The following is a 22,151-nucleotide window of genomic DNA, read 5'->3' as shown; positions in this document are numbered from 1 at the left end:
GGCTCCGGCCTCAGGCCACGACCGGGCGCTGAGCGACGCCCACGTATTCGCTCAGCGGCCGGATCAGCGCATTGGATTCGCCCTGTTCGATGATGTGGGCGGTCCACCCGGTGATCCGGCTCATGACGAATATCGGCGTGAACACCTCGATATCGAACCCGAGCAGGTGGTAGGCGGGGCCGGTCGGGAAATCGAGATTCGGTTCGATCCCGGTGGCCTCGTCCATGGCGCGCTCGAGCGCCTCGTACATCCGCACCCATCGCTGCCCGTCGGTGGCCGCGGCGATATTCAGGAAGGCCTGTTTCATGGTGGGCACCCGGGAGTCACCGTTCTTGTAGACCCGGTGGCCGAAGCCCATCACCTTCTCTTTCTTCGCCAGCTTGTCGCGCAGCCATCGCTCGGCTCGCGTCGGGTCACCGATTTCCATCATGTGCTGCATGACGGCCTCGTTGGCGCCGCCGTGCAACGGGCCCTTGAGCGCGCCGATGGCGGCGGTGACAGCACTGTAGATATCCGACAGCGTCGAGGTGACCACGCGGGCGGCGAAGGTGGAGGCGTTGAAGCTGTGCTCGGCGTAAAGAATCAGCGAGACCTCGAACGCCTGCACCAGTTCCCGCGCGGGGACGGTCCCGAAGCACATGTGCAGGAAATTCTCGGCGTAGCCGAGGTGGGAATGCGGCGCGACGGGGTCGAGCCCACGGCGCCGGCGGTGATCGGCCGCGACGATCGTCGGCAGCACCGCGAACATCCGCAGTGCCTTGGCGCGATTGGCCTGCGCCGAATTGTCCTCCTCGGCGGGGTCCTCGGCACCGAGATAACTGATGGCGGTGCGGACGACGTCCATGGGATGGCAGGTCTCCGGCAGTTTCGCCACCAGCGACAGCAGCGACCGGTCGGCGCGGCGCGAAGCCCGTTCCCGCTGCTGGAACCGCTCCAGCTCGGCGTGACCGGGAAGTTCGCCGTACCAGAGCAGATATGCCACCTGCTCGAAAGTGCAGTGGGCGGCCAGATCCTGCACCGCGTACCCGCGATAGGTGAGCGAATTGGTTTCCGGCACCACTTTCGAGATCGCGGTGGTATCGACGACCACACCCGCCAGACCTTTGTAGATGGTCGGTATCGCGGCCGCGGCCCCGCCCCGCACCGGTTCGCCGAGCGACGATGTGCTCATCACTGGTCCCTTTCCAGAGTGAAATCGAATACGCTCGAATCGAATTCGTTGTAACGCTCGTACCGCAGCAGTTCGTACAGGCGGCTGCGGGGCTGCATACGGTCCAGCAGGCCGGACTGCGTGCCGGCGGTCTGGATCTCGTGCAGGCCCGCCTCCGCGGCGTACATCGCCAGCCGGAAAGTGGACACCGGGTAGATGACCATGTTGTAGCCGATCGATTCGAGAGTGGCGGCCGGAATCAGTTCCGACTTACCGAATTCGGTCATATTCGCCAGCAATGGAGTGCTCACCGCCTCGCGGAATTTCGCGAAGTCCGCGGGCGTGCGTAGTGCCTCGGTGAAGATCAGGTCCGCGCCTGCCTCGGTGTAGGCCCTCGCACGCTCGATCGCCGCGTCGATTCCCTCGATTCCCGCCGCATCGGTACGCGCGCAGATCACGAAGTTCGGATCGCGGCGGGCGGATACCGCGGCCCGCAGTCGGCGGACCATTTCCGCGGTGGGCACCACTGCCTTGCCGTCGAGATGGCCGCAGCGTTTCGGGTTGACCTGGTCCTCGAGGTGGCAGCCGGCGATCCCGGCGTTCTCGAGTACGGTGACCGTCCGGGCGGCGTTCATCGGCTCACCGAAACCGGTGTCGGCGTCGATGAGAATCGGCAGATCGGTGACCCGGGCGATCTGCTGCCCGCGTCCCGATACCTCGGTGAGCGTGGTCAGGCCGATATCGGGCAGGCCGAGTTCGGCCGACAGCACGGCACCCGAGACATACACGCCCTCGAAGCCGATCTCCTGGATCAGAGTCGCCACCAGTGGGTTGAAGGCGCCGGGGAATCGCTGGATCCGCCCGGAGGCCAGGCCGGCCCGGAACGCGGCCCGCTTGTCCGCGGCGGGCGTCGGCGCAGCGAGGAGCCCGGTCATCAGAACAGTCCCTTCGGGGCGTGCGGCGCGCGGGCGAGCACATCCGGCGAGACGGTGAAACTCAGCTGCGGCAATTCGTCGGCCGTCAACTCCCCTGTGCGCTGGGCCACCTCGAGGAAGCGGTCCTGTTCGGCCGGATCGACCACGCCCTCGGCGAGGGTGCGGAATTTGGCGACATACTGCTCGCGGGCGAAGGGCCGCGCGCCGAGCGGGTGGGCATCGGCGACGGCGAGTTCGTCGACGATCACCTCCCCACTCTTCAGCGTGACCTCGGCGCGGGCACCGAACGCTTTCTCCCGCGGGTCGGTGGAGTGATAGCGGCGGGTCCACTCCGGATCCTCCGCGGTGGAGATCCCGCGCCACAGCGCCACGGTGTCGGGGCGCTGCGCGCGCTCGGGTGTGTAGGACCGCTCGTGATGCCAGGTGCCGTCCTGCAGGGCGACGGCGAAGATATAGGGCACCGAATGGTCGAGCGTTTCCCGCGACGCCCCCGGGTCGAATTTCTGCGGATCGTTCGATCCGGTGCCGATCACCACATGGGTGTGGTGACTGGTGTGCAACACGATGGAGGCGATCTGGTCCAGGTCTCCGATTCGCTCGCGCATCCGGCGGGCGAGATCGATCGGCGCCTGACTCTGGTATTCCGCGGAATGCTCCTTGGTGTAGGAATCCAGGATCGCCCGCTTGGGCTCCCCCGGCCCGGGCAGCGGCACCGAGTACTCGGCCCCCGAGCCCCCGAGCAACCAGGCGATCACCCCGTCCTCGCCCTCCCAGACCGGCGCCGGCGCGCCCTCCCCGCGCAGTGCGCGATCGACGGCCTCCACCGCCATCTTCCCCGCGAACGCGGGGGCGTAGGCCTTCCAGCTCGAGATCTCGCCCTTCCGCGACTGACGGGTCGCGGTGGTGGTGTGCAGGGCCTGCCCGATGGCCTGGTAGATGGTCTCGGCGTCGAGGCCGAGCAGGCTACCGATACCCGCCGCGGCCGACGGTCCGAGATGGGCCACATGATCGATCTTGTGCTCGTGCAGGCAGATAGACCGCACCAGGTCGATCTGGATCTCGTAGCCGGTCGCCAAACCGCGGAGCAGGTCACGACCGGTACGTCCGGCGTGCTGGGCGACCGCCAGGATCGCCGGAATATTGTCGCCCGGGTGGGAGTATTCCGCGGCCAGGAAAGTGTCGTGGAAGTCGAGCTCGCGTACTGCCACACCGTTGGCCCAGGCCGTCCATTCCGGCGAGAACCGGCCCTCGGCACCGAACACGGTCGCCCCCGGCCGGTAGGGATGCGCCAACGCCTGGGCCCGGGCGTTGGCTACCGGACGTCGGGTCAGCGCGGCCGCGGCGACGGCGGCGTTGTCGATGATCCGGTTGACGATCATCTCCGCGGTCTCCGGAGCGACCTCCACCGGATCGGTCGCCACCTCGGCGATCTGCCACGCCAGATGCTCCTCGCGGGGGAAATGCTCCGCGGAACGGTGGGTGCGGACGAGATGATTCTTCACGGTCCAGGACCTCCAGGCGATCGGTGGAATTCACTCGATTCGCACGCTACCGAGAGTCCGGGGCCGCGGAAACGGGTTGCAGAAGGCGAATTATGCAGAATAGATCCTGCGAATTTGCGTAAGTTGCGGAAGGTCGCCATACGCCCGGACCTGCACTGACACTGCCAGCAGCCGCCCGGGCACACGATCCGGCATCGCGGCGGGCCTGAGCACGCCGAAACGAATGACGTGTAAGGGCCGTAGATCGAAAATTACGAGCGATATCAATTCGCGGAATACCGAGCGTCCGATTACGGCATGCATCGGAATAATCCCGATGCCGCCGGTTCGGGCCCGATCAGCGAGTGTTGCTCGCCGGTGCGTAAGGAGTATTCGCCGGACGGTTCTCGTCGGCCGCGAGCGGACGGCCGATCTGCGGAAACGCCCGCTGCGCGCACGCGGTGCGTTCACAGACCCGGCAGCCGGCACCGATCGGGACAGCGACCGCCGGATCGCGCACCGGGAGCCCATGCGAGTAGACGAGCTTCTCCGCGAAGGTCAGGTCGCAGCCGAGACCGACGGCGAAATGCCGTGCCGGCGCCAGATATCCGGGGTTGCTCTCCCCGGTCGTACGGGCCAGCCACAGATAGGTACGCCCGTCGGGCATCTCGGCGATCTGCGTGCGGATCCGGCCCGGGGTCGCGAAGGCATCGTGCACCACCCACAGCGGACAACTCCCCCCGACCCGGGAGAAGTGAAAAGCGGTAGCGGACTGCCGTTTCGAGATATTTCCCGCCCGGTCGGTGCGGACGAAGAAGAACGGCACGCCGCGTTGCCCCCGCCGCTGGAGCGTCGAGAGCCGGTGACAGACCGTCTCGAACCCGACCTCGAATTGCGCGGAGAGCAGGTCGATATCGTAACGCAATCGCTCGGCCGCACCCAGAAAACGCCCGTAGGGCAGGATCAGCGCACCGGCGAAGTAGTTCGCCAGCCCGATCCGCAGCAACCGCAGCGACTCCGCCGGTAGCGGCCCGGTCTCCGTGAGCAGCTCGTCGAGCGCCTCGGACTGCGTGAGAAATGCCAACTGAGTGGCCAGCTGGAACGCCCGCTGGCCCGCGGTCAGCCGCCGCGCGAGCGCGAGTACGCGGGCCTGCGGGTCGTAGATGCGCTTGGGTCCCGGCCTGCCGGGATCCTCCGAACGGATCCGCACCGCCACCCCGAACTCGTCACGCAGCAAACGCGCCAACTGCAGATCCAACCCGCCGAGCGTGAAGCCGCTCCGGGTGAACAGTTCCTCCGCGGCGGTGTCGAGGACCGGAATGTGATTGCGCCGGTCGTAGAAGTAGTCCCGCACATCCTCGTAGGGCATAGCGGTGCGCGGTGCCTTGGCCGGACCGTCGATCCCGGCGGTGAGTAGTTCCAGCTGCCCGTCGGCCGTGCGCAGCCGCCGATGCTGACTGATCAGCAGCCGCGCCGCCGTCGGCACCCGGGACAGCAGGTCGTCGAGTTCGCTACTGGTAACCGCCGCCGTCTCGGGATCCTCGACGAACACTTCCTGCAGGTCCGCGAGCAGCCGCGCGTCGGTCTCCGGCGCGAAGAACCCCACCTCCAGGTCGAAGGTGGAGGTCAGGCGCATCAGCACCGGCACCGTCAGCGGCCGCTGATCGTTCTCCAGCTGATTCACATAACTCACCGACAACCCGAGCGCCTTGGCCAGCCCCGACTGCGACAGCCCCCGCTGCTCCCGCAGTGCACGCAACCGCCCCCCGCCGTACATCTTCTCCACCGCCGGCACCTTTCCTCGCATGACCACTCACGACCCACCCGATACAGCGATCCGGACTCGAACGACAGCGAGCCCGGGCCCCAGGCACCGGACCGCACGGGAACCCCGGCGGCGCATTCATGTTCCCGCCGAACAGCTTCGAAGAGGCCTGCACAGCGCACGCTCCATCGGTAGCACCAACGACCACCACCCACGAACGCGCGACCCGACGCCCCCGGGCACGGTCCGGGGCGTAGAACGGCGGCGAAACGCCCGATCCGCGAGGCGACAGCCAACCGGACACGGCGTGCCCGGCACAACCGGCAGGTCTTCGGACTCGCGGGCACCGACCCTCACTCGGTCGACCCGGGTCCGCACCCGGGCTGCTACTACCACGCCGTCGCTTCCCGAACCTCCGGCCCAGTGCGTCTGACGGCGGTCGCTCCCGCTCACCGCTGCGGGACAGTCCCGGATTCCCACCGGGTTCCCTCTCACCCGCCACCCGATGTCACCGACACCGAACGACAGGCTTCGACATCCCGCGCACACCGAAACAGCGCGGGATGAACCAGCTGCATCCGTCAGGATATGCCCGGCTCGAGCTGGGACTCCAGTGGGGCGGTGGGCAGTACCGGCGTACAACGCGCACGGACTACCCATCGGACGCCGTAGATAGGGGGACGGACAGCGAAACGCCGCCGGGCAAAGAGCCCAGCGGCGTCCGGTCGGGAAGTCGACGTCCAACAGGCGCCTCTCGGCGAGTGGTCGCTCGTAGCGACAGAAGAAGGCGCGGCCCGGGGCTGTCCGGACGCCGACAGGGGTCCAACAAAGAGAACCAGGGAGCTATTCGATCAGGTACGTGATGCCGGACACCGGAGATCCGAGCGCGCGGAGAGCCGGGGCAGCAGCCGAGCCCACACGGCAGCACACCCCGCGGCCCGAATGCGGTCCGAAATCCGACAACACCCCGCTCAACCAGCCGATTTCCTCTCTCGAACACCTCTGAGGTAATCTCATCGAGCGCCGGAACACACGGCGCAACGGGCTGTGGCGCAGTTTGGTAGCGCACTTGACTGGGGGTCAAGTGGTCGCAGGTTCAAATCCTGTCAGCCCGACCATAGAAAAACCCCTTCCCACCTGCATGGGAGGGGTTTTCTCTTATTCCACCAGTCGGAGTTCGGGACCAATTCGGACCAGCACGGCCAGAAGCTCGCGGCGTCGGTACGGCGCAGGACCACCGGTAGCGCCTCCTCGAGGATCGGTATCGGCCGGGCCCGCTTGGTCTTGGTGCCCTCCCCCGCACCGCCTCGTATCCTCCTGCCGAGTTACCCGAGCCGGCTGTCCGGCTCGTCGCGTCCGATCCCTTGCGGCACTATCGCGCGAGAAAGTGCCAGCCGACCCATGCCCACACGAGCACACCAGCGATCCTCGCAACCCGAGTGCGCGTGAGGTACGCGATTGTTTCGCCCAGAGGCGCGACCAGATCCCGGCGCACATGCGTGACCGCGACCATGCCGAGCGTGACCGCCAGTACCAGCACGAAGCCGACGATGATGATCATCCGATCGCTCATCTCGACACCAGCCACCAGCCGACACCCAGCCATACCAGCCATCCGGCCAACCGCAGCGGCCACTGCTCGAGTGCCGGATCCAGCAGCGTCGACAATGTCGGGTGTACGTGGCTCGGCTGCGTCCAATCAGGTTTCCGCACAAAGGCGTACACTTCCCACGCCGATGCGGTGACCAGCAGCGTCGACCAGACTGCCACTCCGCGCCGCAGCCGGGCGGTGGACGGGATCGGCCTGGCCCCAGCGTGGAACGCCAGTACCGTCGCCACGACCACCGGCACCAGCACCAGCAGGGTTGCCGGCCAACCGAACGGTCGGGTGGCGGCTCCACCCGCCGCCAGCACGGCACCGGCGGCCAGCAGCGGCATCCGCCGCCGGCATGATCGGGCCGAGCGCTCCGGTTCCCCTGTCACATGGGCAGAATAAGGCCCTGGGCGCCGGTGCCGGGCCATCGGTCACCCAGCCACGCCGCGACGATCTCGACCCGCTGCTCGCGACCGTACCGGATTGCTCGCCACGATTCCCAGGTCGGAGACTTCGCCGACATCCTGCGGCACCGGATATCCCACCTCCAGCCGGGCTCCCGAACTGCTGAACGCGACCGCCGAGACGTACCTGGCCCGGTCTACCCATCCAGCACCATCCGGACGTTCCACGCGCATGCCAACGTGCTGGATCAAGCCACCGACCGCCGCGGGAGCGATGCGGCCGAGCCAAGGCGAGGCCGATATGGAGAAGTGATGATCGACGCAGGCAGGGCGCATCAAGGGTCGGCGTCAGTTGGCGAGCGACCGCGCTACCGATTCGGTACGCCAGGAACGTCGGAGGCACGGTGCCGGATGCGTCCAGTTGTCGGTGGGGTACTCCCGTGCCGTCCGCTCCGCTCGGTGCGGGCGCGACTGTCGGCCGCAGGCACGCGCTCGTCGTCCAGTGTCGGGATGGAGCGTGCCAGGACGACCTCGGACCTGGTACGCCCGCCGACCCTTCTTTGCTGCGGCTGTATCCGGGAGAGTGGTTCTGGACCGTCCCAGAGGTGTCGTGTCGTCGCTCGAAGAGATCTACGGTGGAGATATGACCGCCTTGGGGCGTCGGCATCTATTGGTCGCGCGGGATGCCGACACGGTGCGCATCACCATGAACCGGCCGGAGCGGCGCAATGCTCTGTCGGGCGAGTATCTGGTCGAACTGCTTGCCTTCCTGGCGAAGCGCCCACCCGTCTGGCGCGATTAGCGCTGCAACAGTGACGTCGGCTCGGGCATTCCCCCGGCCGGGTTATCGAACATACGTTCTAACTCGAGGTATGCTGCATCGGTGACCATGAATTCGACCGCGCTGGCGCCGGCTGCCCGAACACCAGGATGGCCGGAGCTGGCCGATGTCGACTTGCTGCGCGCACTCGTCGAAACCGAACGCCGCCGAAAGCACCTGGATGCCGCCATGCGCGCGGCCGTCGCCGAGGCCGAACGTCGTGGCCTCGCCGCGGACACCGGCTATAGGGACACCGTGGAGTTATTGACCGATCTGCTGCGGATCAGCGCCCACGAGGCGCGCCGACGAATCAACTGTGCGGCCCCGCAGGCCCGCTCGCGTTCCAGGAAGGTATGGCAGGTGCTGGCGGCAGCAAGTTGAGGCCGAGCCCGGGCGCCTCGACCGGAGGCGGGCGGGCTCGACACGGCCACGGGGCACGACCGACGGACGGCGACGGCCGTGAGATCAGCTCGGCGGAATGAGGATGAACAGCGGTATCCACGACGCGTGGGCCGCCGCCCGGTGCATCGATGCCGCCCTCACCGGTACCGAGGACACCCACGTAGGCCGGTTGTACAGCGAACTCCGCCGTGATGCCGCGTCAACCATGTGCAGGCGGTCGCGCAGCGCAACTACGACGGTATGCGGCAATCGGATTCGGCGGCCCGCGAGGCACGGGCCGAATCGCAGTCGGCACTGGACCGCGACCTGTTCGACAAGCGGGAACACCAGCGGCGGGCCGCGATGTTCACATCCCTGCGTATCACTCGCGGGCGACTCGGCCGGGAACTGCGTGCGGTTCCCGATACGGTCCGCTCCGCCGGGCGGCGGCTGTCGGAAATGCTGTGCTACGGAACGGTCACCGCACCCGGCATCTACGACGGTGTGACGATTCGCGCTGCGGCGGCAGCGGGTTTCCGCGCGGCCTATGTCTCGGGCGCGGCCGTATCGGCTACCGCGCTGGGCCGGCCCGACCTCGGCTATCTGGGTCTCGCGGAGATGGCCGAGCAGGTGCGTCGGATGACCGCGGAGGGTGTCTTATGTGGAGAGTTTCTTGTAGCAGGTGAGAGTTGCGGCGAGTTGTAGAAACGCTGCGAAGAGGCGGCCTTGCGTTCCTGAAGGTGGATCCCTGCATTTAACAATGTGGAGAACGACGGCCCCGGTATGGAATTCTTGCTCGCGCCAGCGTACCCGCGCTCACAGAAGGAGATTCGGTCGATGGAACATCCGGTGTGGGCGCGAATGCCCACCGAACTCCGGTACCGTATCGACGAACTGATCGCATTCGTAGAGTCCCGGGCACGGGTCGTCGAGTGTGTCACGGATCGCCTTGATCGCGAGCAGCTTTTTATCTCGAGCGGCGGGGTCGGCCGGAACCACGGCAGACCGAGTTCGGTATACCGTTCGAGGAGCAGGTCTTGACCTGCTGTGATTCGACGCGAATCGACCGGTGGCGCGGAGTGGAACGAACTGGGAAGCGGGATGGTGGCGGCGAGTGGCGGCGAGGGCCGGTTACGCAGGCGTGTTGTCCTCGCCTCGGCTCTGACGGCGGCCTGGCTGGTCGCGGACGGCTCCGCGGACAGCGTCGGCCGGGACGGTAATCGGCGCGCGGCAGCGGTGGCCCGGCGGCGGGCGCACACCGATGTGCTGTTCATCGGGGCGCATCCGGACGACGAGTCGTTCAATCTGTCGACCTTCGGACAATGGCGGGAAAACCTCGGCTGGAGTACCAGCGTAGTCACCATTACCCGCGGCGAGGGCGGTGGCAATGCGGCCGGGCCCGAAGAGGGCCCGGAACTCGGGCTGATCCGGGAGGCCGAGGAGCGCCGGGCGACCGGCATGGTCGGTATCGAAAATGTCTACTACCTCGATAAACCGGACTTCTGGTACACGCTGTCCGCACCCTTGACCGCGCGTATCTGGGGTGAACAGGATACGTTGGCGCGCTTGGTGAGACTGGTCCGCCAGACCACGCCGCACGTGATCGTGATCATGGATCCCCGGCCGTTCGACCAGCACGGCGGCCATCAGCTTTCGGCCCGTCTCGGAATCGAGGCCTTCCGGTCGGCGGCCGATCCGCTGGCGTTTCCGGAGCAGATCACCGTCGAGGGACTGACGCCGTGGTCTCCCGACCGTCTGCTCGCTCAGAACTACGGTTTCCGGTCGTTGCTCGGCCGCGGCCCGTCCGAAGTGCGACGTACCGATCCGGCCACCGGGTTGCCGGTTATCGGAGTATGGTCCGGCACCCGCTCACGCGAACACGGCACGACCTGGGCGCAGGTAGAGCGCGATGCGGCCCGGTTGTATCGGACCCAGGGTTTCGCCGCGATGCCCGCGCAGGTGCCGCCGGACCCGCAACAGCTCGACTCGGATTGGTTCACCGTACTGGCCGAACAGGGTCGGTTCATCGAAGCAGCCGTGCACCGGCAGAGCGGATTGGCGCCGTTGTACGCCGAATTCGCCGCCTGGGCCGACCGAATCGGATTGCCCTGGCTGGCCAACCGAGCGCAGCCGGATTACCCGGCGAATCCGACGACCACGATCCCGGCTGTCGCCGTCGCGCCCATGCTCAACGGTGCCGAGGGGCCCGGCGAGTACCCGGGGCCGGAGCTGCCGCTCGCGCTCTGGCAGGGCGACAACCGGTGCACCGCGAAGGCGAAGGTGTCCAGGTACGGCGACGAACTGTATGTGCTGATCGAGGTCACCGACCACCGGACCGGTGCCGCATTGGCATGCGATGACGTCAAACGGCACTGGCGCACCGACTCGGTCGAGATCGCGATCGATCCGCGCGGCGATTCCGACGACACCTCGACCACTCTCAAGGTCGGCATCCTGCCGTATACGAGCGGCGGGTGCGGTCCGTCGGCCGGGCGCGACGCCGACAATCATCAGGGCCCGGTGCGCGAGACAGCACCGGGGGTCCAGGTGGCGGCGGTGGTCACCGAGCCGTACCGGGGTTACCGCGTCGAGGTACGGATCCCGTTCCGGGAGTTGCCGGCAGCCGTGGACCCGGCCGGATTCGCGATGAACATTCTGGTCTACAACTCCGATACCCACGACAAGACGGGCCAGACCCGGCTGGCCTGGTCGCCATTCGGCAGTGCCCAGGCAGACCCCTACGTATGGGGGACCGCGACACTCGCCGGTTACCGTCCGCCGGCGGACCGGCCGACGCCCTCGGCGATGCCCGTCATACCCCGGATGGCTGCGCGCAGCGCCGACTCGACCGCCGGGCTGGCTCAGGCGCGGCGTACCGGTGTATCGATTGCGGATTAGCCCCGGGGGGTGGCTTTCGAGTTCGGTGCCACCGCTACCGGGCAGGAATGTGACGAAAACCCGCCCGGAGACCGCCCGGGCAGTGCAGCCGGTGGACCCGGTCATCGGTAACGTCGATGTGCGAGGAGGTGGTCGGTGCGGTGAACGCGGAAATAGTGCGGGCGAGGCAGGAGCGGCGGCGCGTGATCGTGGCCGCGGCGGCCGGGTTGTTCGCCGCCTGCGGTTATCGGGCGGCGAGTATGGACGAGATCGCCTGCCGGGCGGGGATCAGCAAACCGGTGCTGTACAAGTCGTTTTCGAGCAAGCTCGAACTCTATCTGGCGGTGCTGTACGAGGCGGTACAGGTATTGGGTGCCACGCTCACCGCGGCCTTGGCTCCCGCCCGGGATATGCGATCGATTGTGGTGGCGACGGTGACCGCGGTGTTCGACTTCGCCGACAACCATCCGCGCAGCGCCGCCCTCCTGGCCGGCGCCGCCGACGCCGAGGAGCCATCGGCGCAGCGTATGGCACGCCAGGCCACCATGATCTGCACCGAGGCCCTCCTGCAGGCGATGGCACCGTCGGCCTCGCTGCGGGCCGAGCGGGGATGGCTGATCGCGGCGGAGATAGTCGGGATCGCTCAGTCGTGCGCGCGCGACTGGGTGGTCACCGGTAAGCGATTGCCCGAAGACGAAGCCGTGGCCACGACCGCCGGTTTGTGCTGGTCCGGCCTGGCCGGTGTCCGATTGGCCCCGAAGAGCCCGGTTCCGGCCGCGGACTGAGCCCGGCTCCGAGGTCGGACGGGTGGCGCAGCGATCAGCCCTGGTTGGACTCGTCCACTATCCACGCCGCGATCTGGGCACGGGAGGTGAACCCGAGCTTGGTGAGGATGTTCTCGACGTGTCCCTGGGCGGTGCGTAGCGAGACGACGAGTTCGGTGGCGATCTGCCGGTTGCTGAGACCCCGGGCGACCAGGGCGGCGACCTGCCGCTCGCGTTTGGTCAACCGGGCCGTCCGGTCGGGGCCGGCGGTCGTGCCGGTGGCCTGTTCGCGCAGTGCGTACGCCCGCGCAGTGGCGGCGCTCATCCTGCGGCCTCGTTCGAATGCCGCATCGAACTTCTTGTCGCCTAGAGTTTTCCGCGCCGACTGCGCACACTCCTCGTGGAAATGCGACAGTGTGTCGAAGACGCGACCACGGCTGCCGCCGGCCGGCCAGAGGTGGCGGGCCGCTCCCATGAGCACCGCCGCCCGCTCGGCTTCATGGCGTTGGCAGGCGATCCAGGACAATGCCTCGAGGCAGAAGGTCAGCACCAAATGGCTGTTGAGGGGCCGGTCGACGCGCAGAGCTTCCTCCATCAACTCTTGCCCACGGTCGATATTGCCGCGGCGCCATTCGGCGACGCCCAGGCTCCGCAGCGCCAGCGCGCGATACAGCATTCCGCCGCACCCCTCGGTGATATCGATCAGCCGCTGCTGGTGCTCGATAGCCTTCTCCGTCTCACCGCGCATTTCGTACGTCAGACCCAGCATGGTCAGGGCATGGATGTGGAGATGGCCGGTGATGTTCGCACGGTAGACGTCGATGGCAGCGTCCAGGAGCGGCGCGGCACGTACGGGATCACCACTGAGCAGGGCCAGGCCCGCGGCCGCGTGGTTCATCTGTGCCTGCAGCATCGGGGTCGGTTCGCGTTCGGCCAGCACCCGGCCCTCTTGGAGCAGTGTCGCCGCGGACCGGAAATCGCCCTGCGCCGCTGCCAGGTCGATAGCGACACGCAGTGCCTTCACCCGATCGGGGATCGAGCGAGCGCCGGGATGGGCCAGCACCCGCTCGATCCAGGACCGTCCCTCGCCGTAGAAGCCGCGGAACACCCAGAACTCCCACAGTGCGGATGCCGTCTGCAGGCCTGCCGACGCCGCTTCCTCGGTGTCCTCGGCCAGGGCGGATTCGAGGGCTTCGCGCAGATTGGGGTGTTCGCGGTCGAGCCGGGCGATCCAGCCGGGCTGCGCGCGGCCGATCCAACCGGCCTCCGCGTCCAGCGCCAGGCGCTCGTACCAGGCCCGGTGCCGCCGGCGCAGCTCCTCGTACTCGCCGGATTCCCGTAGCTTGGACCGGCCGTAGTCACGCAGGATCTCCAGCATCCGGAACCGCACGACGGAACCCGACTGTTCCCGGATCAGTATCGACTTGTCCACCAAACCGGCGAGCACATCGAGGATCTCGGCGGGCGCCGAGTCCACACTGCACACTTGCTCGACCGCGTCCAGTCCGCAGCTGCCCGCGAATACCGAGAGGTGGGCCCACGCTCGTTGCTCGGTCGGCGAGCACAGGTCGTAGCTCCAGTCGAGGCACAATTCGAGGGATCGTTGCCGGGCCGGCGCGGTGCGGAAGGCGCCGCCGGTGAGCAGCTCGTATCGGTCGGTCAGGCGATCCAGGATCTGCTCCGGCGACAGCGTGCGCATACGGGCGGCGGCGAGCTCGATCGCCAGCGGTACGCCGTCCAGTCTGACGCAGATGCTGGTCACCGCGGCCATGTTGTCCTGGTTGATCTCGAACCCCGGGACGACCGCCGCGGCGCGCTCGGCGAACAGCGTCAACGCGTCGTAGCGGGGCAGCCCCTTCAGTGACAGTTGATGATCCGGCTCGGGGATCTGCAGGGGCATTACCGCCTGGGTCACTTCGCCGGCGATTTTCAGCGGCTCGCGGCTGGTGACGATGGTCCGCACACCCGGGCACGAGACCAGTAGCGTCTCGGTCAGTTCGGCGACCGCCTCGACAAGGTGCTCACAGTTGTCCAGGACGAGCAGCGTTTCGCGCGAGTACAGGTAGTTCAGCAAAGTTTCCAGTAACGGCCGCGTCGAATCGTCGCGGACACCGATCGTTGCCGCCACGGTGTCGACCAACAGCCCGGCCTCGGTCACGGCAGCGAGATCGACCAGCCACACACCGTCGGCGAAATCCCGCTGGACCTGAGACGCGGCCTTCAGCGCCACCCGCGTCTTGCCCACGCCGCCGGTACCGACGAGTGTGACCGACCGCGACCTCGCCAGATGACTCTTGAGCTCGGCCAACTCGGCGCGCCGACCGACGAGACCGGTCAGCTCCAGTGGCAGATTGCCGCCGGTCTTCTCACCGACCGTCTCCCCCTGCCGCCCATTTGGCGCCGCACCCCCGGGCAGCGGAAGTTCGGGGCCGGATCGGGTCGGCAAAGCCGACTCACCCGTCGGGCTCCCGTGGCGCCGTTGCACCCGGCGAATGTCCTCGCCCAGCGCCGCCGCGGAGGGCCGTTCGCGGGGGTCCCGGTTCATCGCGGCCTCCACCAGGGCCGACACCTCGTCATCGACACCGCTGCGCCGCAGGTCCGGGAGGGAATGGTTGGTGATCCGCAGGAACTGGGCCACCAGGTTCTCGTTTCTACGCCGTTCGAAGGCTGCATGCCCGGTCAGCGCGCAGAACAGGGTCGCGCCGAGCCCGTAGACATCTGCCGCCGGGGTCGACGGCTCCCCTTCGAGTACCTCGGGTGCGGTGAACGCGGGAGAGCCTGTCACTGTTCCGGCGGCCGTCTCGAACCCACCACCGATATGCGCGATACCGAAATCGGTCAGGGCCGGCTCGCCGAAATCGGTGAGCAGAATATTTCCCGGTTTCACATCCCGATGCACGATCCCGAGCTGGTGAGCTGTTTCGAGTGCGCCGGCGATCTTCGACCCGATCCGCAGCACATTATCCGGTGAAAGCGGGTCGTGGCGGTGGATCCACATATCGAGAGACCCGGAGGGATGGTAGGGCATCACCAGATAGGGGCAGCCATCGGCGAGTGTGCCCGCCCCCAGCACGGTGACGATATTCGGGTGCCCGGTCGAGCGGCCCATCGCCCGCTGCTCCCGCAGAAACCGGGCTCGATTGTCCTCGTCCAGCCCCGCGGTGAGAACCTTCACCGCCACGGTCCGGTCCAGCCCCGGCTGCCGGCAGCGATACACCACCCCGAATCCACCCCGCCCGATTTCCACCGCATCGAGGTAACCGGCCGCGGCAAGCTCGGCGCGAAACGATATCGTCTCGCGCTGCGTACGGAGCAGGTCTTCACCGCTCATCGGTGAATTCGCCCCCGGGCAGCATTGTGGGTTGCGAAAAAAACCATAGGCTCACCTCTTGCCCGATCCACTATATCCCCGGCCGGAGAAAGCCCCCGCTGCCCGGTTCGATATGCGGAAAAAAGCGCTCAGCGCCTACACGCGCAAACCCGGACCACACTGCTTTCCCGGGTGTCGCTGCCCCACTTTCCCAGGCCGTTCGGGCATGGTTTAGCCGGACGCGGCGTGGGTAACGGCGCGGGCACCAGTGGTTCGGACGCAAACGGTGGCTCGGACGAAGGAGAGCATATGGCAGTGACACCGTCTCGGCCCGCAGCGCTCACCCCTACCCGCCCGTTCCCGGCACGGGTGGGCCCGAAGGGTTCGGCCATCCGGAAGCTGGTGACCACGACCGACCCGAAACTGCTGGGCATCATGTACCTGACCACGGCGACGGTGTTCTTCCTGATCGGCGGGTTGATGGCGCTGCTGCTGCGCGGGGAACTGGCCCGTCCGGGTCTGCAGTTCCTGTCACCGGAGCAGTACAACCAGTTGTTCACCATGCACGGCACGATCATGCTGCTGTTCTATGCCACGCCGGTGGTGTTCGGTTTCGCCAACGCGGTCCTGCCGCTGCAGATCGGGGCACCTGATGTGGCGTTTCCCCGGCTCAACGCCTTGAGCTACTGGCTGTATCTATTCGGCGCCACCATGGCGACCGCCGGATTCGTCACTCCGGGTGGTGCCGCGGACTTCGGCTGGACGGGCTACGTGCCGCTCTCCGATATCGTGCACGCGCCGGGTGTCGGCAGCGATCTGTGGATCATGGGCCTGGCGGTTTCCGGGCTGGGCACGATTCTGGGAGCGGTGAACATGCTGACCACCGTGGTGTGCCTCCGGGCCCCGGGGATGACGATGTTCCGGATGCCGATATTCACCTGGAATATCGTGGTGACCAGCATTCTGGTGCTGCTGGCATTCCCGATCCTCACCGCGGCGCTCATGGGGCTGGCCTACGACCGGCACCTCGGCGGTCATATCTACGAGCCCGGTGTCGGGGGTGTCCTGCTGTGGCAGCATCTGTTCTGGTTCTTCGGTCATCCGGAGGTCTATATCGTCGCGTTGCCGTTCTTCGGCATCGTCTCCGAGATATTCCCGGTGTTCAGCCGCAAGCCCATTTTCGGCTACACCGCGCTGGTCTTCGCGACAATCGGCATCGGCGCCCTGTCGATGGCGGTGTGGGCGCACCACATGTATGCCACCGGCGCGGTGCTGCTCCCCTTCTTCTCGTTCATGACCTTCCTCATCGCCGTGCCGACCGGCGTGAAATTCTTCAACTGGATCGGCACCATGTGGAAGGGACAACTCACGTTCGAAACACCGATGCTGTTCTCGGTCGGATTTCTCGTCACCTTCCTCTTCGGTGGTCTGTCCGGTGTCATCCTGGCCAGCCCGCCCCTGGACTGGCACGTACACGACAGCTATTTCGTGGTGGCACACTTCCACTACGTTCTCTTCGGCACGATCGTGTTCGCCACATTCGCCGGAATCTATTTCTGGTTCCCGAAGATGACCGGCCGGCTCATGGACGAACGCCTCGGCCGCCTCCACTTCTGGACCACCTTCCTCGGCTTCCACACCACCTTCCTGGTGCAGCACTGGCTCGGCGCCGAAGGCATGCCCCGCCGCTACGCCGACTACCAGGCCGATGACGGGTTCACCGCCCTGCACACCGTGTCCACCGTCGGCTCGTTCGTACTCGGCGTCTCGATGATCACTTTCGTGTGGAACGTCTTCAAGAGCTACCGCTACGGCGAAGTGGTCACCGTGGACGACCCGTGGGGTTACGGCAACTCTCTGGAATGGGCCACCACCTGCCCACCGCCGCGGCACAACTTCTACGAACTGCCCCCGATCCGCAGCGAGCGCCCCGCCTTCGAACTGCACTACCCGCATATGTCCGAACGCATCCGCACCGAGTCCCATATCGGCCGCCACAGCCGCGGCGCCGGCGCGGAACTGTCCCAACCCCCCGGCCCCACCACCGGCTAGGTGTACTGACCATGGACGTTGGTGACGGCGTGTCGAGCTGACAAAGACGAAGACCTCCGAGTGAAGTGCGAGCTGTTTCGGCGCCGAGGATCCGGTGGCCGCGGTCCGGGAACTCACCGGCGGTGTCGGGGTGGACCGGGGTGATCGAGGCGGTCGGTGTGGACCCACAGCGCCCACACTCCGGCCCGGCCGCCGGGGACCTGCCGGCGGACGCCGAAACGTTCGAATCCGAGCGCACCCGGGCCGCCCCCGAGGGCAATACCGGTGACGGTCAATGGCTGGTCGGCGACACGCCAGCCTGGGATTGCGCTGGGCGGTGAACGCGGTGGCGAAGGCGGGCGCCGTCGGCATCATCGGGGTGTATCCACCGGGCTCCGACGCTTTTCCGATCGGTGCGGTCACCAACCGCAATCTCACTGTGCAGGGCGGTAATTGCAACCATCGCCGCTATATCCCGGGTCCGCTGGGCCGGGTGGCCCGCGGCGACCTGGACCCCACCCGTTCATCACCCGTCACCCAGCACGCCGAGCCGGTGGCGGCGGTCGACGCCTACGAGCAGTTCGACCTGCGCCGCGAGGGCTGGCTCGAGACCGTGGTGACCATGACGGGAAGCACGCCGTGATCACGCGCCCGTCCCCGGCGCTGTCGTCTGCACCGGCGTAGCGCGCACCCGTCCTACCCGCACGGTCCCGGGGGATCGACGGGTCGCAAAGTACACCTCGTCACCGCATGGCGGATATTCCGGCCATCCGCCACAGCCAACGCTCCCGCCGCCCACGACGCGGGCGGGGGGGGAACGTCGCCGGGCCGGCGGCCCCCGGCGATGTTCCCGTCGGAAGACCGCTTCCGGCGAACGCCGTACCCGAGCGGCTGCCCACAGCGACGAATGGGTGGGCCCGCTTCGGGTCAGCTCTCCCCTCGACCGCCCCGCCCGCTCGCGGCCGACTGTCCGAAGAAGAAGCCGAGGATCAGCAGGATCATATTCATCACGATCTCCGGGACCTGCGTATCGGTGAACATCGCGACCACCATTACGAGACTGAACCCGACCAGCAGGACCGCACCGATGAGTACGGCGATGGGCTCACGCTGGAACAGCGACCACCGCATCCGCGCACGGCGCTCGTTCAGATCCCGGACCACATTCTGCAACTCGGTCTCCAATGCAGCGTCCCGGGCGTCCTCGGTCACCGAGGATTTCGCCACCACGTCCTGTGCCCGCTGGATCTGCGCCGCGACCATCTGCCGCGCCACCGGATCGTGGATCGCGGATTCGGCCACCTGCTGGATCTGGTCGAGTTCGCGTCGCGCCGTGCTGTTCCGCAGCCCGGCCTGGAGTTCTTTGCGGATATCGGCGAGCCGGCGCAGCATGTACCCCTCGCCGACCACATCGGTCACACCGTTGCTGTCGGTGATGTCGAACGGTTGCCGGTTCTGCCGGGGGACGGTCTCCATCATGTTCTCGACCCGGGACAACCACGCTGCGACCTCATCGGGTGTGGCGCCCTCGAGAGTGCGCGGGACGCCGAGTTCCTCCCTGATGTTGTTGCGGACGGCTTCGCGGTTCTCCGGCGACACATCTCGTTCTTCCCGCGACTCTTTGCGACCCAACGCATTCCTCCCACACTGACCCATGCTTGCCGGACCAGCGTACGGGCTCCCTACCGGCACAGGTACGGGATCCTCCCTCGCGCAACAAATCCCGGGAGCAGCCCGGGGCCACACCGCGCACCGCTGGTGCCGGCACGGTGGAAGTCCGCGGTCCCCCGCAGGCCGGATGCAGCCGCCGTTTCCGCAGCGAGAGGCCCCTGCGGGTGCGCACCCGGTGGGTGCTACGCGCGCGAACGGGACGTAGCGTTTTCCGCGGGTCGGTGCGCAGCACCACGGCCGAGACGAAATTATGAATTCTGCACCTTTCACGGGTGGCGGACGCTCTGGCGCGGGAAACCATCGATCGAACGCCGGATATCCCCGGACGCCAGGTCGAGCAGCGGTTTCTCCCCCAATTCACCGCAGATTTCCGGGACCACCGCGGCGCACGCTGCTGCCGGCACCGGTGGGGCAGCAGCCCGACGGCGATATGCCGGGCGGGCACCGCGGCACCGGTTCGCCGGAATCACCCGCGGCCCGATCCACCCAGGATTGACTCGGCCCACAGCGGGTAGCACGACCGCCGACATCCGATATCCGCTCCGCCAGTCAGCGAGGAGAAGCTATGGCCCAGCAAGTCTCCGACTATGTCCTGCGGCGCCTCCGCGAATGGGGAGTCGAGCAGGTATTCGGTTACCCCGGCGATGGTATCAACGGGCTGGTGGCCGCGTTCGGCCGCGCGGATAATACACCGCGTTTCGTCCAGGCCCGGCATGAGGAGATGGCGGCATTCCAGGCGACCGGTTACGCCAAATTCAGCGGCAAGGTGGGCGTCTGTACCGCGACCTCCGGCCCCGGTGCGATCCACCTGCTCAACGGGCTCTACGACGCCAAACTCGACCATGTGCCGGTGGTGGCCGTCGTGGGCCAGACCGCGCGTAGCGCAATGGGCGGCAGCTACCAGCAGGAGGTCGACCTGCAGTCGCTGTACAAGGACGTCGCCGCGGACTATCTGGTCGAGGTGAACGTCTCCAGCCAGCTGCCGAATGCGCTCGACCGGGCCTTCCGCACCGCGATCGCGCGCCGCTCCCCCACCGCGGTCATCATCCCGGCGGATCTCCAGGAGGAGCCCTACGAGCCACCGCAACACGAGTTCAAACAGGTACCGTCCAGCCCGCCCGCGGCACCGACGACCACCTCCGATCCGGCCGACGACGAGATCCGGCATGCCGCCGATGTGCTCAACGCCGGGTCGAAGGTCGCTATCCTGGTCGGCCAAGGCGCCCGCGCCGCCGCGCCGGAGGTGCTGGAGGTCGCCGATCTGACCGGCGCGGGTATCGCCAAGGCCCTCCTGGGCAAGGACGTCCTACCCGATGACCTGCCGTTCGTCACCGGATCGATCGGATTGCTGGGCACCCGGCCCAGCTACGAACTGATGCGGGACTGCGACACCCTGCTGATCGTCGGTTCGAATTTCCCCTACACCCAGTTCCTGCCCGATCTCGATCAGGCGCGGGCGGTACAGATCGATCTCGACGGCGCGATGATCGGCATGCGCTACCCCACCGAGGCCAATCTGGTCGGCGACGCGCGGACCACCCTGCGCCACCTGATCCCCCTGCTGCACCGCAAAGACGACCGCTCCTGGCGCGAGGGGATCGAGCGGAACGTGGATCGCTGGTGGACCACCGTGGAGCGGCAGAGCATGCTCGACGCGCACCCGATCAACCCGATGCGGGTGGTGTGGGAGCTGTCCGAGCGGATTCCCGGCAACGCCATCGTGACCGCGGACTCCGGATCCTCCACCAACTGGTACGCCCGCTGTCTGCGCTTCCGCGATCAGATGCGCGGATCGCTGTCGGGCACCCTCGCCACCATGGGTCCGGGGGTGCCCTATGCCATCGGCGCGAAGTTCGCCCATCCCGACCGCCCGGCGATCGCTCTGGTCGGCGACGGCGCCATGCAGATGAACGGGCTGGCCGAGCTCATGACCGTCGCGCGCTATCAGCATCTGTGGACCGATCGCCGACTCATTGTCTGCGTTTTCCACAACAACGATCTCAACCAGGTCACCTGGGAGTTGCGCGCCATGGGCGGCGCACCGAAGTTCGAGGAATCGCAGAGCCTGCCCGATGTCTCCTATGGCGAGATCGCCCGGGCGATGGGAATCGAGGCGGTCGCGGTCGAGAAGCCGGACGCGATCGGCGGTGCCTGGGATTACGCACTCGCCGCGGACGGCCCGGTCCTACTCGACGTCCGATGCGACCCCGAGGTACCGCCGATTCCCCCGCATGCCAGCTACGAGCAGATGAAGGAGATGGCCGCCTCGGTACTGCGTGGCGACCCCGACGCCTGGCATCTGATGGTGCAGGGCGCCAAGACCAAGGCGCAGGAGTTCCGGCCCTGACAGGTAGGAGGCGCCGGCTCTCCGATCCGGGCCGCTATGACCGCGCCGGGGTCAGGCCCAGGCGCGGGCCCCCGAGCCCGAGCACAGCGGCGACATGAGTCGTCCCCAGAATTCGTGCCGGATCGCATCCCAGAGCCCGGCCAGTTCCGGATGGAGTTCGCGCGCTCGCGCGAGGTCCGGGTACCTGCCGGAAGGGAAGCAGACCACCGGGGTGGCATCGGAGAGTTTCTCGACGAGGACGATGGCGATGGCGTGGTCACGCAGCATGCGCCAGGTGGCGCGGAGCCCGTCCACTTCGGTCCGGCACATGTCCGCTCTCGCCGACGCGCCGTCGGCGTATCCGGCCTGCTCGGTGGGCATCGCCGGGCCCAGGGGTGATTCCGCGCCGTGACGATGCTGCCGGTGAGGATTCTCGACACAGCGAATGGGGTGATCGTGCATGTCGTTCCTCTCCTGATCATTACTGCGACCGACGACACCCGAAGCAGTGCTACCGGATAATTTAATACCTCTGAAACCATAGTTCAAGGCATAGGCGACCTGGAGCGTGGATTTGTTCTCGAAAGACCGGAGATGGAGCCGTCTTGCTATTGACTCCATAGTTCATATCTCAAGTCCCGG

At 67.2% G+C, this 22,151-nt stretch carries 18 protein-coding genes, 1 tRNA gene and 1 riboswitch; of the genes, 9 read left to right on the top strand and 10 right to left on the bottom strand.

Annotated features, from left to right (window positions below; translation table 11 throughout):
- Positions 1-10: 10 nt before the first annotated feature.
- From ACQPYS_RS12205 to ACQPYS_RS12190, 4 genes are all read right to left on the bottom strand, one after another.
- Positions 11-1,171 carry a bifunctional 2-methylcitrate synthase/citrate synthase gene (locus tag ACQPYS_RS12205; RefSeq protein ID WP_431938888.1) on the bottom strand — a complete coding sequence of 387 codons (1,161 nt, stop codon included), beginning with the start codon at positions 1,169-1,171 and terminating at the stop codon, positions 11-13.
- A complete protein-coding gene (gene prpB / locus ACQPYS_RS12200; protein WP_433492663.1) occupies positions 1,171-2,085 on the bottom strand; it encodes a methylisocitrate lyase in 915 nt (304 codons plus the stop codon). Before prpB ends, ACQPYS_RS12205 begins: the two co-directional genes overlap by 1 nt.
- Positions 2,085-3,587 carry a 2-methylcitrate dehydratase PrpD gene (gene prpD / locus ACQPYS_RS12195; protein WP_433492662.1) on the bottom strand — a complete coding sequence of 501 codons (1,503 nt, stop codon included), beginning with the start codon at positions 3,585-3,587 and terminating at the stop codon, positions 2,085-2,087. The genes prpB and prpD overlap by 1 nt, the downstream gene beginning before the upstream one ends.
- A 337-nt stretch (positions 3,588-3,924) precedes the next feature.
- The gene (locus tag ACQPYS_RS12190) at positions 3,925-5,352 is read right to left on the bottom strand and encodes a short-chain fatty acyl-CoA regulator family protein (RefSeq protein ID WP_433492661.1); all 1,428 of its coding nucleotides are present in this window, start codon (positions 5,350-5,352) and stop codon (positions 3,925-3,927) included.
- A 284-nt stretch (positions 5,353-5,636) separates the two neighbouring features.
- A riboswitch (cobalamin riboswitch) is annotated at positions 5,637-5,868 on the bottom strand.
- A gap of 504 nt (positions 5,869-6,372) precedes the next feature.
- Here ACQPYS_RS12190 and ACQPYS_RS12185 point away from each other — a divergent pair.
- Positions 6,373-6,449: transfer RNA gene (locus ACQPYS_RS12185), tRNA-Pro, on the top strand.
- Positions 6,450-6,703: 254 nt separating this feature from the next.
- Here ACQPYS_RS12185 and ACQPYS_RS12180 read toward each other — a convergent pair.
- Genes ACQPYS_RS12180 through ACQPYS_RS12170 form a run of 3 tightly spaced genes read right to left on the bottom strand, consistent with a single transcriptional unit; the run spans position 6,704 to position 7,448 of the window.
- Positions 6,704-6,892: a DUF6186 family protein gene (locus tag ACQPYS_RS12180; protein ID WP_433492660.1), complete on the bottom strand. Its 189-nt coding sequence runs from the start codon at positions 6,890-6,892 to the stop codon at positions 6,704-6,706.
- An 8-nt stretch (positions 6,893-6,900) separates the two neighbouring features.
- Complete coding sequence (locus ACQPYS_RS12175) at positions 6,901-7,314, bottom strand: hypothetical protein (protein WP_433492659.1); 414 nt, start codon at positions 7,312-7,314, stop codon at positions 6,901-6,903.
- A complete protein-coding gene (locus ACQPYS_RS12170; RefSeq protein WP_433492658.1) occupies positions 7,311-7,448 on the bottom strand; it encodes a hypothetical protein in 138 nt (45 codons plus the stop codon). The genes ACQPYS_RS12175 and ACQPYS_RS12170 overlap by 4 nt, the downstream gene beginning before the upstream one ends.
- Before the next feature lie 524 nt (positions 7,449-7,972).
- On the opposite strand from ACQPYS_RS12170, the gene ACQPYS_RS12165 reads away from it, so the two are divergent.
- The 5 genes from ACQPYS_RS12165 (at position 7,973) to ACQPYS_RS12145 (ending at position 12,192) form a co-directional block, all read left to right on the top strand.
- Complete coding sequence (locus ACQPYS_RS12165) at positions 7,973-8,131, top strand: hypothetical protein (protein WP_433492657.1); 159 nt, start codon at positions 7,973-7,975, stop codon at positions 8,129-8,131.
- An 87-nt stretch (positions 8,132-8,218) separates the two neighbouring features.
- On the top strand, positions 8,219-8,530 hold the full coding sequence (locus ACQPYS_RS12160) for a hypothetical protein (RefSeq protein ID WP_063034230.1): 312 nt from the start codon (positions 8,219-8,221) through the stop codon (positions 8,528-8,530).
- Positions 8,531-8,758: 228 nt separating this feature from the next.
- Positions 8,759-9,235: a hypothetical protein gene (locus ACQPYS_RS12155; RefSeq protein WP_433492656.1), complete on the top strand. Its 477-nt coding sequence runs from the start codon at positions 8,759-8,761 to the stop codon at positions 9,233-9,235.
- Between the two features lie 342 nt (positions 9,236-9,577).
- Positions 9,578-11,428: a PIG-L family deacetylase gene (locus ACQPYS_RS12150; protein ID WP_433492655.1), complete on the top strand. Its 1,851-nt coding sequence runs from the start codon at positions 9,578-9,580 to the stop codon at positions 11,426-11,428.
- 140 nt (positions 11,429-11,568) lie between these two features.
- Positions 11,569-12,192: a TetR/AcrR family transcriptional regulator gene (locus tag ACQPYS_RS12145; protein ID WP_169811899.1), complete on the top strand. Its 624-nt coding sequence runs from the start codon at positions 11,569-11,571 to the stop codon at positions 12,190-12,192.
- A 34-nt stretch (positions 12,193-12,226) separates the two neighbouring features.
- Here the strand turns inward: ACQPYS_RS12145 and ACQPYS_RS12140 are convergent, their stop codons facing one another.
- Positions 12,227-15,502, bottom strand: coding sequence for a protein kinase domain-containing protein (locus ACQPYS_RS12140; RefSeq protein ID WP_433492654.1), 3,276 nt, complete (start codon positions 15,500-15,502; stop codon positions 12,227-12,229).
- 288 nt (positions 15,503-15,790) lie between these two features.
- Between ACQPYS_RS12140 and ctaD the strand changes: the two genes are divergently transcribed.
- Positions 15,791-17,533, top strand: a complete 1,743-nt coding sequence (gene ctaD, locus ACQPYS_RS12135) for an aa3-type cytochrome oxidase subunit I (RefSeq protein WP_433492653.1) — start codon at positions 15,791-15,793, stop codon at positions 17,531-17,533.
- A 274-nt stretch (positions 17,534-17,807) separates the two neighbouring features.
- Positions 17,808-18,155, top strand: a complete 348-nt coding sequence (locus tag ACQPYS_RS12130; RefSeq protein WP_433492652.1) for a hypothetical protein — start codon at positions 17,808-17,810, stop codon at positions 18,153-18,155.
- Between the two features lie 284 nt (positions 18,156-18,439).
- On the opposite strand, the gene ACQPYS_RS12125 is transcribed toward ACQPYS_RS12130, so the two are convergent.
- Entirely contained in the window at positions 18,440-19,144 is a 705-nt protein-coding gene (locus ACQPYS_RS12125) for a hypothetical protein (RefSeq protein WP_433492651.1), read from the bottom strand.
- A 604-nt stretch (positions 19,145-19,748) separates the two neighbouring features.
- Here ACQPYS_RS12125 and ACQPYS_RS12120 point away from each other — a divergent pair.
- Entirely contained in the window at positions 19,749-21,530 is a 1,782-nt protein-coding gene (locus ACQPYS_RS12120; RefSeq protein WP_433492650.1) for a thiamine pyrophosphate-requiring protein, read from the top strand.
- Between the two features lie 51 nt (positions 21,531-21,581).
- Here the strand turns inward: ACQPYS_RS12120 and ACQPYS_RS12115 are convergent, their stop codons facing one another.
- A complete protein-coding gene (locus ACQPYS_RS12115) occupies positions 21,582-21,971 on the bottom strand; it encodes a hypothetical protein (protein ID WP_433492649.1) in 390 nt (129 codons plus the stop codon).
- Between the last annotated feature and the right edge of the window lie 180 nt (positions 21,972-22,151).

The organism is Nocardia grenadensis (assembly GCF_050942415.1).
Lineage (GTDB): Bacteria > Actinomycetota > Actinomycetes > Mycobacteriales > Mycobacteriaceae > Nocardia > Nocardia grenadensis.
The sequence above is the reverse complement of the archived record's forward strand: the minus strand, read 5'-3'. Positions and strand labels throughout refer to the sequence as shown.